General features: G+C 68.5%; 10 protein-coding genes and 1 pseudogene. 7 read left to right on the top strand and 4 right to left on the bottom strand.

Annotated elements, in window-relative coordinates; all coding sequences use genetic code 11:
* Window positions 1–442: 442 nt before the first annotated feature.
* Window positions 443–2575, top strand: a complete 2133-nt coding sequence (locus tag OG884_RS13825) for an ATP-binding protein (protein ID WP_326645656.1) — start codon at window positions 443–445, stop codon at window positions 2573–2575.
* Here the strand turns inward: OG884_RS13825 and OG884_RS13820 are convergent.
* From OG884_RS13820 to OG884_RS13810, 3 genes are read right to left on the bottom strand one after another with little or no spacing between them, the layout of a single operon-like run.
* Complete coding sequence (locus OG884_RS13820) at window positions 2555–3511, bottom strand: carbohydrate kinase family protein (RefSeq protein WP_326645654.1); 957 nt, start codon at window positions 3509–3511, stop codon at window positions 2555–2557. The genes OG884_RS13825 and OG884_RS13820 overlap by 21 nt on opposite strands.
* Window positions 3508–4161 carry a hypothetical protein gene (locus OG884_RS13815; RefSeq protein ID WP_326645652.1) on the bottom strand — a complete coding sequence of 218 codons (654 nt, stop codon included), beginning with the start codon at window positions 4159–4161 and terminating at the stop codon, window positions 3508–3510. The genes OG884_RS13820 and OG884_RS13815 overlap by 4 nt, the downstream gene beginning before the upstream one ends.
* Before the next feature lie 23 nt (window positions 4162–4184).
* On the bottom strand, window positions 4185–5315 hold the full coding sequence (locus OG884_RS13810; protein ID WP_326645650.1) for a hypothetical protein: 1131 nt from the start codon (window positions 5313–5315) through the stop codon (window positions 4185–4187).
* 304 nt (window positions 5316–5619) lie between these two features.
* Here OG884_RS13810 and OG884_RS13805 point away from each other — a divergent pair, with 304 nt between their 5' ends.
* The 5 genes from OG884_RS13805 (at window position 5620) to OG884_RS13785 (ending at window position 14391) form a co-directional block, all read left to right on the top strand.
* Window positions 5620–8769, top strand: a complete 3150-nt coding sequence (locus OG884_RS13805; protein WP_326645649.1) for an AfsR/SARP family transcriptional regulator — start codon at window positions 5620–5622, stop codon at window positions 8767–8769.
* A gap of 776 nt (window positions 8770–9545) precedes the next feature.
* Entirely contained in the window at window positions 9546–11711 is a 2166-nt protein-coding gene (gene recD2 / locus OG884_RS13800; protein ID WP_326645647.1) for an SF1B family DNA helicase RecD2, read from the top strand.
* Between the two features lie 317 nt (window positions 11712–12028).
* Window positions 12029–12436 (top strand): TOBE domain-containing protein, encoded by a 408-nt coding sequence (locus OG884_RS13795; protein WP_326645646.1) that lies wholly within the window; start codon window positions 12029–12031, stop codon window positions 12434–12436.
* A 192-nt stretch (window positions 12437–12628) separates the two neighbouring features.
* On the top strand, window positions 12629–13363 hold the full coding sequence (locus OG884_RS13790) for an ABC transporter permease (RefSeq protein ID WP_326646922.1): 735 nt from the start codon (window positions 12629–12631) through the stop codon (window positions 13361–13363).
* The gene (locus OG884_RS13785) at window positions 13360–14391 is read left to right on the top strand and encodes an ABC transporter ATP-binding protein (RefSeq protein ID WP_326645645.1); all 1032 of its coding nucleotides are present in this window, start codon (window positions 13360–13362) and stop codon (window positions 14389–14391) included. The genes OG884_RS13790 and OG884_RS13785 overlap by 4 nt, the downstream gene beginning before the upstream one ends.
* 78 nt (window positions 14392–14469) lie before the next feature.
* Here OG884_RS13785 and OG884_RS13780 read toward each other — a convergent pair whose 3' ends face one another.
* Window positions 14470–14823, bottom strand: coding sequence for an anthrone oxygenase family protein (locus tag OG884_RS13780; protein ID WP_442811725.1), 354 nt, complete (start codon window positions 14821–14823; stop codon window positions 14470–14472).
* On the opposite strand from OG884_RS13780, the pseudogene OG884_RS13775 reads away from it, so the two are divergent.
* Window positions 14806–14913, top strand: a pseudogene (locus OG884_RS13775) (AraC family transcriptional regulator); the annotation flags it as partial. The gene OG884_RS13780 and the pseudogene OG884_RS13775 sit on opposite strands and share 18 nt — an antisense overlap.
* Window positions 14914–14984: the final 71 nt, after the last annotated feature.

The raw sequence follows: 14984 nt of genomic DNA, 5'->3' as shown, positions 1-14984 counted from the left end.
CGCCGCCTCCGGGCTCGCGAGCGGGTCCGGGAGCGGCGCGGGCTCAGCCCTTCGGGCCGCCCGCCACATACAGAACTCCTACCGCACCAATCTGCGACGAAGCATGACCTGACCCGAGACGACCGTTTCTCCGTGGTCCATCATCTCGATAAGCGCGATATGAACATCCCCGGGCCCGCCCATGTGATTTAGAGTCACTACTATTATCGTTTAAATGACATGTCCGCTAGGTGGTATGAAAGGGTATTCAACCAGCTCAATGTGCCTCTTCCCTCGTTTTTCGCCGGATGGAATTACTCGTGGAGCGGATTTACCCTTGACGGGGACTTCGGAGACCGTTATTCATGGAAGCAACCGTTCGGTTTCTCCGGCGCGAAAATCACTGATCCGGTTAACGATGGCCTCGTGGGTGTGATTTCTCGCCTCCGACACGAGCAGGGTGATGAGCACCGACTCCAGCGACAGAGACCAGGGATCCGAAGGCCACGTCAACGAGCTGGACGGGACCGTGCTGGGACCGGTCGTTCAGGCTCGCGACATCCACGGCGGGATTCATCTGCACCAGGCCGTCACCCCCCTGCCGAGACCGACCCAGCTGCCGGCCGGCAGCGTCCTGGTCAATCGAGGTGAGGCGCTCGCCCTGCTGGACGACATAGGTTCCGGTCACGGCGGGATGGGCGTGCCCAACGTGGCGGTGGTCAGCGGTCCGGCGGGGATCGGCAAGACCGCGGTGGCGTTGCACTGGTCGCATCGCGAGCGGGGGGAGTTCCCCGACGGCCAGCTCTTCGCCGATCTGCGGGGACATGCCGCGGACGCCCCCGTGCAGCCGGCCGAGGTCCTGGGGCGGTTCATCCGCGCGTTCGGGATCGCGCCCGAGCGCATACCCGGCGGCCTGGCGGAGCGCGCGGCGCTTTACCAGTCGCTGGTGAGCGGGCGCCGTCTGGTCATCGTGCTGGACGACGCGCTCTCGGCGGCCCAGGTGAGCCCGCTCCTGCCGGCCTCGGCGGACAGCGTCGCGATCGTCACGAGCCGGTTGCGCCTGGCGGGACTGCTGGTGCGCGGCGCGCGAGGCGTGCAGCTCGACCAGCTCAGTACGGACGCGGCCCTGACGTTACTGCGACGGGCCGTGGGCGAGGAGCGAGTCCGGAGAGAGCCGGACGCGGCCGGTGAGCTGGTGGAGTTGTGCGCGCGGTTGCCCCTCGCCCTGTGCGTGGTGGCCGCCCGGCTGGCCACCAGACCACACTGGCTCCTGTCCGAAATGGTGGAGGCACTCACCCATGAGCGCCAACGCCTCTCCGAGCTGTCGGTGGAGGACGACATGACGATCCAGGCCGCCCTCACGCTCTCCTACCACGGGCTCCCACCACAGGCGGCACGGGTCTACAGATTGCTCGGGCTTTTCCCCGGCACCACCTTCGACAGCCGGGCTGCCGCCGCCACGGTGATGCTTCCCCGCGTCCAGGTGCGGCAGCTGATGGAAGTCCTGACAAATGCCAATTTGCTTGACGACGTACCGGGGGGAGGGTACCGCTTCCACGACCTGACCAGGTTGCACGCCCGGGAGCTGGCCGAGCGGGAGGAATCCGCGAAGACCCGTGACGAGACCGTACGCGGAGCGCTGGACTGGTTCCTGTACACCGCCTGGACCGCGAGCCGGACGGCGATGCCGTATCGGCGGGTTCCTCGCCAGGTGGTGGTTCACGAGCCCGCCGAGCCCCTCGCCTTCGCCGATCCGGCGGAGGCGCTCGACTGGCTGGAGTGCGAGTTCGACAACCTCAGGTCGGCCGGTCGGGTGGCCTTCGAGCGGGAACTGTTCCCCACGACGTGGCAGCTGGTCGATGCCATCTGGCCCCTGTTCCTGCACCGCGGCCATCACGCGGAACGGCTGGAGGTCGACATGCTGGGGCTGGCGGCGGCACGGGCCTGTTCGGACTCCATGGCCGAGGCCAAGATGCTGAACCGGACCGGGCTGGCACTGCGCGCCCTCGGCCGGCTGGACGAGGCCGCCCAGGACTTCCGCGGCGCCCTGGAGATCTGGAGCCGTACGGGAAACCGGCCCCGGATGGCGGGGAGCCTGCGCCGGTTGGGACTGGTGGAGATGGACCGGGGGCGAGTCGACGAGGCCATCGTCCTCTTCGAGGAGGCTCTCGACGGGTATCGCGCGGTGGGCGGAGCGCGCAAGGTCGCTCTCGTACTGTGCGATCTCGGCAACGCGCTCGCCGAGCGGGGGCGGGCGAAGGAGGCCGTCGCGCGTCTGCTGGAGGCGCGACGGCTTCTCGCGACGGAGCCCGATCGGTACAACCGGGCACGGGTGCTCATCCTGCTCGGCAGGGTACGGGCCGATGGGCCCGCGGCAGCGGCCGATCTTCTGGAGGAGGGGCTGGAGGAGATGCGGCGGATCGGTTCGGACACCGGCGAGGTCCAGGCTCTCCAGGCGATGGGAGATCTCGCCCTGGAGAACCGCGGGCAGGATGACGCGCGCCGTCTCTACGAGGAGGCGCGCCGGATCCTCGCGCGAAGTGGCGCGCGGAGCAGGCAGCTGGACGATCGGTTGTCACGCCTGGACGGCTCGTGACGGCCGGTCGTCCCAGCGCCCGACGAGGGTGCGAGGCGAGTGCGAGGTCTTCAGGAGGGACAGCTCCGCGCAGGTCAGTGATGCCGTCGCCGGTGTCCGGCAGCCGATCTTCCAGCCCGCGTGCACCACCGCCGCCCGGAGTGCCCGCACCGGATCGCCGGTGTTCCGCCAGACGTGGAGGAAGGTGGCGAACAGTGCGTCGCCCGCACCCGAGGTGTTGACGACCTCCCGGGGGGTCACGGCCTCCACCCTGATGAGCAGCCCGTCCCTCGTGCCGAGAACCGCCCCCTGCCCGCCGAGCCCGATCCCCACCACCCGGCAGGCCGGGTAGCGGCCGAACATCTTCGCCACCCAGATTTCGGGTGGATCGGGAAGGTGCTCGTGGCTGCAGAAAACGATCTGCGCGGCCTCCAGCCATGGCCGGTTGTACTCATCGGCGAGATCGGCTATCAGGTGGACGTCCACGGCGATGGGAATACCGAGCCGGGCCGCGGGCCCCACCAGGTCCCGGACGAACTTCGCGTTGGTCAGGACCAGAAGGTCGGCGCCGTCGGCCCTCGCGCGGAGCAGTTCCGGCGGATACGCGACCTGGTTCACGGGCGCCAGATGCGGGAATCCCATGCGGCGACCGTCGGGGGCGACGAGTACCAGGCCCGCCGACGATTCCGCGCCCTCGATGACTCCGGGGCCGAGCAGCCCCGCGCGGCCCAACTCGGCGGCTATGCCGGCACCGATGGGGTCGCGGCCGACGACGGTGCACAGGTGTACGTTGTCGCCGAGCGTCCTCAGGGTTCGCGCGATGTGGCCCGCCGCCCCCGAGACGCCGCCGGCGAGCCAGCGCGGCGATGAGGTGGGGACGTATCGCACCGGAAACTCCCCTATCCCGACCGAGAGATAGAAACTGACGGCGCCGGCGACGACGATCTTCCGGCTCATGCGGACATCCCTCCGGCGTTCCACATCCGGCGCCTGGCCAGTCTGATCTGTGCCCTTCCTGCGACTTCGAGTGATCCGAGCCGGCCCGCGGACGAACCGGTGTAACGACCCACGATCACCGAGGCGGTGGCCAGGCACTCGAACGGCATCCCGGCGACCCGCCAGCCGTACAGGAACGACCCGTAGACCGCCGGCCACGAGCCGCCGCCGGATGACCCTCCCGCCGTGGTGATCGTGGCGAGCCGCCCGTCGCGCAGCCCGGCCAGGCAGTCGTGCCCACGTCCGACGGTCGCGATCTCGCAGCCGGGATACCGGTCGAGGAGACGTGCCACCTCGCGTTTTGGTACGTTCCACGCCCTCCTGGCCCCCACGAGTACGTCGGCGACCTCACGCCATTGCCGGTCCGCGAGGTCGTCGATGCCGGCGACGGTGTGCGCGCCGTCGAAGATCTGGGGGCCGGGTGGTAGGTCGCGACGGTGTTGTACGCAGGACAGGATCATGAAGTGGGGTGCGCGGAGCGAGCCCTCGCGGGGGATCACCAGGATCGCCGGCGCGTCGTACCGCGAGGCGAGGGCTCCAGGCGGGACGCGGCGCAACCTGAGTGCGCGCTCCAGCCGGAACAGGTGGACTGAGACGAGCTTGCCGAGCATGTCGGCCCTCCGATCTGGCTGGTCTATGTGACGAGGAAGGGCACCGAGGCCGGTGCGGTCACCGGGATGGTCGCGGGCTGCCGCAGATCCAGTAGCCGGTAGATGAGGTGGCGCATGTTGCGGTCGAAACGACCCGGTGCGGAGGTGATGCCCTCGGTGACGGTTCGGTAGTGGTCGGGCCGCACCTCGGTGGCGATCCTGGCCAGCTGGTCGCGGAGCGAACCGAGCCTGGAGATCCGGGGCGCGATGGCGGCGAGCCGCGCGAGCGCGGACGCCGGATCGATGCCGGAGCGGGGGAAGCCGGCCAGCACGACCGGGACTCCGGTGGCCGTCCCGTACAGGGGCGCCGATCCGTGGTCCCCGATGACCCAGTCGGCCGCGGCGAGGACCGCACGCCAGTCCGCTTCCGGTGGCACCAGGCTCAACCCGTGCCGCAGGCAGTCGGCGAGCCAGGTTCTCACCTGCCAGATACCGTGCCCGAACCAGACGTTGGGATGCAGGAGCACCACGATGCGGTACTCCCGCCGGGGTAATTCGGCGATCAGACGGGGCAGCAGATTGGGCCACCGGCCGAAGAGCGACTGCGGGCCCCAGGTCGAGCTGACCACGACGAGTTTCTGGGCCGGCTCGACCGCCAGCGCCCGGCGATACGAGTCGCGGTGCGGCAGGCCGGCGACCAGCCTGTCGTACGACGGGTCGCCGATGACGGAGGCCACGGGCAGTGCCTCCGGACAGGCCCGGCCCAGCCTCCCCAGTTCGGACTCGTGGGAGAGGACGATCCCCGCAGGAAGCACGGCGCCGTCGTGCAGCAGTCGCTGGGGGTCGAGCCCGTACGCCACGCGGTCGCCCACGGCACGGGCCCCCTCCCGCACGGTGGCGAACTTGTTGAAGCCGGCACCGTGCGGCATGACGATCAAGGGCGCGTGGATCTCGCGGATCGAGCCCAGGCCGGCCGTGAGGGCGAGGTCGAATCTCTGCTGTGTCGCTTGCGGCCAGGGCAGCGACACCGCGCCCAGGCCGCTGATGAACTGTGCCACTCCATTGCTGAATACATCCGGAGCCATGGTGAACACGACCTGGATTCTCAGGTCGGACTCCACGAGACGGACGGTGTCCAGCAGACGCTGTCCTGAGGTCACGGTGTGGACGACCACCAGAACCGATTTACAGTCCCTGCGTGTCACCCATCGGCGGGCGTCAAGTCCGATCGGAACCCTGCTCCATTCGTGGCCAGACATTTGCGGGCTATCCCTCCTTCCGAGGTGCGGGCGAGATGTGTCGCCCTCTCCTGAGAGTCACTGCCGGAACTTGCGGAAACCCTTGCGGTGATCCTGTTGCCAGCCAAGGACGGTTGGGGATAAATAGGTCGTAGAGCTAGTCAGGCCACTTACTGCTCGATTGACCCTCTCTAGATAAAATCGTCATATGGGAAGGTAGTTCGCTCGGGAAGGGACTCGAATGGAATTCCGTGTTCTCGGTCCAGTCGAGTTTTGGTCTCGGAAGAAGCGCTGTGACCTGGGCTGGGCCAGGGAACGTCATATTTTGGCCATCCTGCTCATGACACCGGGCAAGCCGGTGTCCGCGGAGTCGTTCATCCGCAAGGTGTGGGATGAGAATCCGCCCCCGAAAGCCCGGGACCGCCTGTACAGTCACATCGCCCGGCTGCGGGCACGCCTTCACGACACCGGAGAGGACGTGCGCCTGAGGTACGGTTCCGGGGCGTATTTTCTCGAAACAGACCCCGAGAACATCGACTACCACCGCTTCCGTACGCTCCGTTCGCAAGCCCGTTCGATAACCGAAAGTGGAGATATAAACCATGCTTTTCGGCTGTATCGTGACGCGAGCCGGCTGTGGCGAGGAGAACCGCTGGCGGGTCTCTCCGGTTCCTGGGCGATCCAGAACCGCCAGAAGCTCGAAAGCGAATTGCTGGGCGGCACCGTAGAACGTATCGAACTCGAACTCCTGCACGGTCGCCACACCGACCTCGTGGCGGAACTACACGATCTGACCAATCGGTTTCCGTTCGACGAGAAGCTTGTTGAGTTGCTCATGCAGGTGCTCTATCGCGGCGGCCGGCAGGCGGAGGCCCTCGTCACCTACCGCCAGGCGCGCACGCGTATCTTCCGGGATCTCGGCACCGAACCTGGCCCCGGGCTGCGGACACTGCACCAGCGCATCCTCCAGGGCGATCCGGCGCTGCTGCCCGAGTCCCCGGTGAGCGCCAGGGGAGATCCTCCTCCGAACAACCTTCCCCGTGACCTCACCACCTTCACCGGCAGGGTCCCCGAGCTCGACCGGCTGACCGGGGAGCTGGTCAGGCGGGACGCGGCCACCGTGCTCGCGATCGACGGCATGGCGGGCGTCGGCAAGACAGTGCTGGCCGTGCACCTGGCCCACCGGCTCGCCGACCACTATCCGGACGGCCTGCTCTATCTCCACCTTCACGGTCACGACGCCCAGCATGCCCCCATGGACGCCACCGGGGCGCTGGGGCAGTTACTCAGAATGCTCGGCATCCTCGCCTCCCTCATCCCGAGCGGCCTGGACGAGCGCGCGACGATGTGGCGGGCCGAGCTGGCCCGCCGCAGAGTGCTCATCGTTCTCGACGATGCCACGAGCCACGACCAGATCAGCCACCTCCTTCCCGGGACGCCCGGGTGCCTCGTCATGATCACCAGCAGGCGGGGGCTGGCCGGGCTGGACGACGTCCGGTCACTCTCTCTGGAGGTGCTGCCTCCTGAGGACGGGGCCACGCTCTTCAGCCGCGCCGTGGGCTCGCGGCGCATGCTCCAGGCGGACGACGTCGCCTCGGTCGTACGGCTCTGCGGATATCTCCCTCTCGCGATCCATCTGGCCGGTAGCCGGTTCCGGCACCGGCCCGCGTGGAGCGTGGCCGACCTCGTGGGGCTGCTGGAGGAACCCGACCGGCGGCTGGCCGAGATCCGCGCGGGGAACCGGAAGATCATCACAGCGTTCGAGCTGTCCTTCCACTGCCTCGACGAGGGGCAGCAGCAGGCGTTCTGGCGGCTCGGGCTGCACCCCGGGGCGGACATCACCGCCGAGTCCGCGGCGGCACTGCTGGACTTCAGCCAGGTCGACGCTGAGAAGTTTCTCGACGATCTTCTCGATCACCACCTGATCGCCGAACCCCGGCGAGGCCGGTACCGGTTCCACGATCTCATCGGCGAGTACGCCCGCCTGCTGTCCGGCCGGGAGCCGGAACGCCGGCGTGCCGAGGTGCTCCAGCGGCTCCTCGACTACTACCTCTTCGCGGCGGACGCGGCGGACCGGCTGCTCTACCCGTACCTGGCGCGCGGCCCCATTGAGGTGTCCCGCCCACTGAATCTCCGATCTGGCGCCGGTACCGAGGACCAGGCCCGTGCCTGGATGACCGCAGAACTGGACAATCTCCTCATCGTCGCGCGCTATGCCGCTGACAACGGGTGGACGAGGTACGCGGCGCTGCTCGCACACGTGATCGGCCGTCATCTCGACACGTGGGGACGCTGGCCGGAGGGGGCCGAGCTTCACGCGCGTGCCGTGACGGTGTGGCGGGAGACGGGTGACCGTGCGTGGACGGCGCGCGCACTGGCCGATCTCAGCATGGCGCGCTGGCGGACGGGCCATCACGACGAAGCGCTTCGGCTGGCGGATGAGGCGCTTGTGATTCAGGGCGCCCTCAACGACCAGCGGGCCGTCGCCGATCTGCTCGACCACAGCGGCTTGGTGTACTGGCACCGCTCCGATTTCAGCGCCGCCCTAGGCTGTTTGGAGCGGGCGCTGCACCTGCGACGGGTGATCGCGGACCGCCACGGCCAAGGCGGAACTCTCAACTACATCGCGTTCATTCACTGGCACCGCGGGGATTACGCCGAGGCCGCTGCTCGCCAACGGGAGGCGTTGGCGCTGTACCAAGAGGACGGCGACCGGCGTGGACAGCAGATGACGCTGAACAACATCGGCGAGACTGAAATTCGTCTAGGTAATTACGCCACGGCATTGAGTCATTATGAGGAAGCCGCTTCCCTTCATCCGCATATGGGTCCTCAGAAAGAAGCCATATGGCTGAACAATGTCGCCACCGCATATCAGGGCCTGGGTCGACATGCCGAAGCACTCGAATACTACAGAAAAGCATTGAGGGGATATCGTGATATCGGTGACCGGCGGTGCGAAGCAGATGTCCTGAACAACATCGGCAGTTGCCATGCGCGAATGGGCAGGGATGGAGAGGCGCTTATCCATCATCAGAATGCCCTGCGCATATCGGTCGAGATATCGGAACGCTACCAGGAAAGCCAGGCCCTGCACGGTATCGGCGGTGTTCATCGTCGTGCGAATCGTCATGAGGCCGCCCTCTCTCACTACGAGAGGGTCCTCGACCTGACGCGTGCGATCGAGGACGTCTCCCAGGAGGCCCGCACACTTGACGACATGGGCACCACGCTTGCTCGCATCGGTGAGAAGACGCGGGCGGAGGAGCACTGGCGGCGTGCGCTCGACCTGTATGAGGCCCTTGGAGCCGCTGAGGCCGAAGCCGTCCGGATCCGGCTTGCCGGGCAGGAGGACGTTCTTGCCGGGCAGGAGGACGTTGCTCATTCGTAGCATTTCAGTCAGACACCACTTGAGGGTTATAGTGTGCTGAAACCAGTCACATAATCATTATGTCACCCATTATGGTGATTTATGAGGCATATGGCGGTCGTATCCGAGATGGGAACGATGAAGATTCGTCAAATTTCCCGACACGGCTATGATCTAGCTAGGCTCGCCGCAGCCGCTCCTCGATCCTCAGGGCTCGGGTGAAGGGTGTGCGGCGATTGTTCGTTAACAAAGGAAGCAAGTCAAATTGGTTCTGCATTCCCTTTTTTTGACGCTAATCTTTAATATGTTCATGACCTACTAATTTTATCTGTATAGGTTCGTCTGCGATATCGTCTGAAGAGTAGGAGAAGTGGGTAGAGCGGGGAGGGGAGACTGTCTCGCCTCCCCTTAAGCATGTCGGGACCGCAATTCCTCGCAGGGCCGGCGGTTGCACCCCCGATGATCGGGGAGGCGCGTGGGCAAGGCCCCCGGAAACCGAACCGGTGGAGAGAACGGGTCCCCGCACCTCGGTCGCGGCCGCCGGAATCCCGGTCGATCACGTCCGATCGGATCCTGGGTTCGCGGGAGCACCGGCGTCCCGGATGCCCGGTATGAAATCCATCGTTCACCTCAGGGCGCGACGGTGGCGCCCAGGTCCGTTTCCTCCTCGGTGTTGTAATAGTGCTCGGGGAGTCGTGAGTGACCGCCGGGCGTGATGCCTTGTGGGATGGCGGTTCACCTGCTCTGATGTGCGAAGGGTGAGGTGAAGCCGGTACGGGGAGGGTTGGCTTTCTGCTGTGGAGGCGTCTGTCGAGCAGTTGGTGTACGTCCGGGAGGACGAGTACACGATCGCGCGGATGAGCGCCGAGGGCATGCCCGGCTTCGTCGCCTCCGGCCGAGCTCTGGGCGGGGTCCAGCCGGGGGAGACGCTCCGGCTCATCGGCGCGTGGGGCGAGCATCCGCGGCATGGCAGGCGTTTCGAGGTCACGGCGTGCGAGCGGCTGGTCCCGGCCACGGTCAGGGCCATCCGGATCTATCTGGGCTCCGGCCTGATCCGGGGTATCGGGCCGAGGCTCGCCCACGCCATCGTCAGTCACTTCGGTGAGACGACGCTGACCGTCATCGACACCGAACCGGGACGGCTCACCGAGGTCGTCAACATCGGCCCCGCGCGGCAGGCCCAGATCGCCGACGCGTGGCAGGAGCAGAAGGCGATCGCCGAGCTGATGGTGACCCTGCAGGGGTTCGGGATCAGCCCGCTGCTCGCGGCCAAGATCTACCAGGTGTTCGGGGTGGAGTCGGGCGACATCCTCACCTCCGATCCGTACCGGCTCATCGGCAAGGTCAGGGGCATCGCGTTCACCACGGCCGACCGGATCGCCCTGCGCTCCGGGGTCTCCGAGAGCAGCCCGCAGCGGATCAAGGCGGCGATCCTGGACAGGCTGGAGACGGCGGCCAGCCGCGACGGGCACTGCTACGTACGGCTGATCGCCCTGGTCGCCCAGTCCGCGGAACTGGTCGAGCAGGACCACGACCTCGTCCGCCGGATGCTCGACGCCCTCGTCGCCGACCGCAGGGTGGTCGTCGAGGTCTCGCCGGAGGACCAGGGGCAGGCCGTGGTGTACCTGAAGGAGACCCACAGCCGCGAACTCACTCTGACCGCCCAGCTGACCAGGCTCTGCCAGGCCGCTTCGACACTGCCCATGCGCGCCTTCCAGGAGGATCCCGGGCTGGACGAGGATCAGCGGGCGGCGGTGAACATGGCGCTGACCAGCACAGTGTCCATCATCACCGGTGGTCCGGGCTGCGGAAAGAGCCATACCGTCAGGACCGTGGCGGCGACCGCGAAGGCGATGGGCGGTACGGTGACCCTCACGGCGCCGACCGGCAAGGCGGCCAAGCGCCTGTCGGAGCTCACCGGAATGCCCGCGATGACCGTGCACCGGCTGCTGGCCCACCAACCGGATCCCGACAGCGGTGCGCTGTTCGAGCAGACACCCGCGCAGGCCGACCTGATCGTGGTCGACGAGGCCTCCATGCTGGACCTGCACCTGGCCACCCGGCTCACCGCGGTCATACCGGCGGGCAGCCACCTGCTGATCGTGGGCGACAGCGACCAGCTCCCCAGCATCGCCCCCGGCAGCGTGCTGGCCGACCTGCTGCGCGTCGAGGAGATCGCGCGGATCCACCTGACCCGCGTCTTCCGCCAGGCCGAGGGCAGCGGGATCATCCGGGCCGCCCACCGGATCCGCCTCGGAGAGGTGCCCCCGATCCCCGGCGGGGGAGGCTTCTGGTTCGAGGAGGTCGACGACCCCGACCAGGTCGCCGAGCGGGTGACGCACCTGGCGACGGTGGCGATCCCGAGCAAGCAGGGGGTGAACCCGGACCAGGTCCAGGTGCTGTGCCCGATGCGCAGGGGCCTGACCGGGACCGCCGAGATCGGCCGGATGATCCAGGAGCGGCTCAACCCGGCTCGCGAGGGAGTCGCGGAGCACTGGTCGGGCGCCTCGGTCTTCCGGGTCGGCGACCGGGTCATGCCGATCCGCAACAACTACGACAAGGGTGTCTTCAACGGGGACACCGGCACGGTCACCGCCATCACCTCGGAGGAGAGGCTCGTCGAGATCCGCACCGACGACGGGCAGATCGTGAAGTACGGCTTCGGCGAGCTCGACGAGCTGACCCACACGTACGCCATCAGCATCCACCGCTCCCAGGGCAGCGAGTATCCCTTCGTGGTCGCGCCGCTGGTCACCGAGTCCGGGGGCGTCATGCTCCGCCGCAAGCTGCTCTACACCCTGGTCACCCGGGCGCGGTCCTGGGTGATCGTCGTCGGCGAGCGCAAGGCTCTGGAAACGGCCGTCCATCGGCTCGGCCACCGCCGCAACACCGGGCTCGCCCGCCGGCTCGCGCTGAGCCTCGGAACCGTTCTGATCGGTGACCGACGAGGACCTCAGAAGTGACTCCTCCGCTCCCCGGGGGTTCCCCGGCCAGGGCAGGCGACGGCCAGGCCCTGACCGTCGGCCGGGGCAGGCGTCGGCCAGGCCCTGACCGTTTCGAACACCGGAACCATGACGGGAGGGCGATTCCCCGGCCGGGTGAGCCCGGCCGGGGAATCGCCGAACATGACGACGGGCGAGCGGGAGGGCTCAACCGGGGCGTCCGGCTTCCCCGGAGGGCGAGGATGAGGTGCCAGATCATGGCATGGCCGCCCTGAGGTGTGCGCCTGCCATGAGATATGGGGATAAAGACCTGCATATGCAAAGGTATGGTGATTGTTGTGACGACGTTTCGGATCAGTGAGGCCGCCGCGCTGCTGGGGGTAAGCCCCGACACCGTCCGCCGCTGGGTGGATGCCGGGCGGCTCGCGGCCCGGCGGGACGAGCACGGTCACCGGATGGTGGCGGGCGCGGATCTGGCGGCGTTCGCGCGCGCCCAGATCGAGTCCGAGAACGGCTCGGGGCTCTCCTCGGCGCGGAACCGTTTCCGCGGGATCGTGACCGAGGTGATCAAGGACGCGGTGATGGCCCAGGTGGAGCTCGCCGCTGGTCCTTACCGGGTGGTGTCGTTGATGAGCCGTCAGGCCGCCGACGAGCTGGGCCTGGAGGTGGGGGTGATGGCGGTCGCCGTGATCAAGTCCACCAACGTGGTCGTGGAGATCCCCGACCACGCCCGTACGGCGGGCTGACAGCCCGGTGAGCGGTACGGCGGGCGGTTCCTCCGGTGAGCGGACGGCAGGTGGTTCCTCTGGTGAGCGGACGAACGGCCGATCGGGTGGCGTAGTGGGCGACCCGTCCGGTGGGGTGGCGTAGTGGGCGACCCGTCCGGTGGGGTGGCAGGCCGCCTGCCCTGGGTGCTGGTACTGCCCGCAGTGGTCGGAATGGTCTTCCTGACACTGCCGCTGGCCGGGCTGCTGGTGCGCGCCCCCTGGTCCACGCTGATCGAGAGACTGAGCGAGCCCCATGTGCTGGAGGCGCTGCGCCTGTCGCTGGTGACCGCGACCCTGGCCACGCTGGTATGCCTGCTGCTCGGCGTGCCGCTGGCCTGGCTGCTGGCCCGCGTCGACTTCCCCGGCCGCCGCCTGGTGCGGGCACTGATCACAGTCCCCCTCGTGCTGCCCCCGGTGGTCGGCGGGGTCGCCCTGCTGCTCGTGCTGGGGCGGCGCGGCCTGATCGGCCAGTGGCTGGACACCACCTTCGGCATCACCCTGCCGTTCACCACGGCGGGAGTCGTCGTCGCCGAGACGTTCGTCGCCATGCCGTTCCTGGTCATCAGCGTCGAGGGCGCGCTGCGCGCGGCCGACCTGCGCTTCGAGGAGGCCGCCGCGACGCTGGGAGCCTCTCGCTGGATCATCTTCCGCCGTGTCACACTGCCCCTGATCGCCCCGGGCATCGTCGCCGGAGCCGTGCTGTGCTGGGCCCGCGCGCTCGGTGAGTTCGGTGCCACCATCACCTTCGCCGGCAACTTCCCCGGCCGGACCCAGACCATGCCGCTGGCCGTCTACCTCGCCCTGGAGACCGAACCCGAGGCCGCGATCGTGCTCAGCCTCGTCCTGCTCGCCGTCTCGGTGATCATCCTGGCCGGCCTGCGCGACCGGTGGGTGAGTGCCCCGTGACCCTGAGCGCCCGCCTCGTCGTCACCCGGCCCCGCTTCCACCTGGACATCGAGCTGGAGGTCGCCGCGGGTGAGGTCGTCGCCCTGCTCGGCCCCAACGGCGCGGGCAAGACCACGGCGCTGCGTGCGCTGGCCGGGCTCACCGCGCTGTCCGGCGGGCGGATCAGCCTGGACGGCGAGGCGCTGCACACCCTGGCGGCGGAAAGACGCCCGATCGGCGTGGTCTTCCAGGACTACCTGCTCTTCCCGCACCTGTCGGCACTGGAGAACGTCGCCTTCGGGCCCCGCTGCCGCGGCACCTCCAGAGCGGAGGCGCGGCGCGACGCCGCGGTCTGGCTGGAGCGCGTCGGCCTGGCCGAGCACGCCGCGATGAAACCCCGGCAGCTCTCCGGCGGTCAGGCCCAGCGCGTCGCCCTGGCCCGAGCCCTCGCCGTGGAGCCGCGGCTGCTGCTGATGGACGAGCCGCTGGCGGCCCTGGACGCCCACACCCGCCTGGAGATCCGCTCCCAGCTCCGCCGCCACCTGGCCGACTTCGGCGGCGCGACGGTCCTGGTCACCCACGATCCGCTGGACGCCATGGTGCTCGCCGACCGCCTGGTCGTCATCGAGAACGGCGTCGTCGTGCAGCACGGCACCCCCGCCGAGGTCGCCCGGCGCCCGCGCACCGACTATGTCGCCCGCCTGGTCGGCCTCAACCTCTACCGGGGCACCGCCGCCGGACAGCAGGTCGCCGTCGGAGAGGTGCTCTTCAGCGTCGCCGAGCATCTGGACGGCCCCGCGTTCGTCGCCTTCCCGCCCAGCGCGGTCGCGCTGTATCGGACCCGCCCCGACGGCAGCCCGCGCAACCTCTGGCAGGCCACGATCGAGGGCGTCGAACGGCACGGCGACAGCGTCCGCATCCACCTGGACGGACTGATCGCCGCCGCGGCCGACGTCACCCCCGCCGCCGTCGCCGACCTCGACCTCACCCCCGGGCAGCGGATCTGGGCATCGGTCAAGGCCACCGAGACCCACGTCTACCCGTTCTGACGCCGCGATCGGCGGGCTGCTGCGCGGCGGATCACGCTAGGTGTACTGCCCAGACGGCGCCCCGCGGCGTTGTCGTCGTCACGAGCCGCCCGCCGGCCCGATGCGCCCGTACAGCACGAGGGCCCAGGTGAGGCAGCCGAAGGCGGCGACGCACGCCACGGTGCGGGCGAGATTCCAGCGAACCCACACCGCCTCGAACCGCTCGCGCAACGCCGCGAGGTCCGCGACACCGTCGGGCTCCCCGGCCGCGTCGAGCGCGTTGTTGAGCGGCACGTTGACCCCCATGGTGATGACGAGCACCGTCATGTACAGGACGAGCGCCGCCACGATCCAGGGCAGCACGGGTCGCCCCTCCCGCTGGAGGTGGAGCGCCGCGGCCAGGACGGTCAGCACCGGCGCGCCGCCGAAGCAGACGGCGCGGTGGCCGCTCAGGTCGGGTACGGCAGCTCGTTCGCTCTCAGCGCCGCCTTCAAGCGCGTACGCGGGGTCAGCCCGCAGGAGCACCGTGCCGGGGTGAGGTAGCCGGGGTGAGGTAGCCGGGGTGAGGTAGCCGGGTCCCCGGGCAGGAAGTCCTCAATACAGGTCGCGACCTG

The organism is Streptosporangium sp. NBC_01755 (assembly GCF_035917995.1).
Lineage (GTDB): Bacteria > Actinomycetota > Actinomycetes > Streptosporangiales > Streptosporangiaceae > Streptosporangium.
The sequence above is the reverse complement of the archived record's forward strand: the minus strand, read 5'-3'. Positions and strand labels throughout refer to the sequence as shown.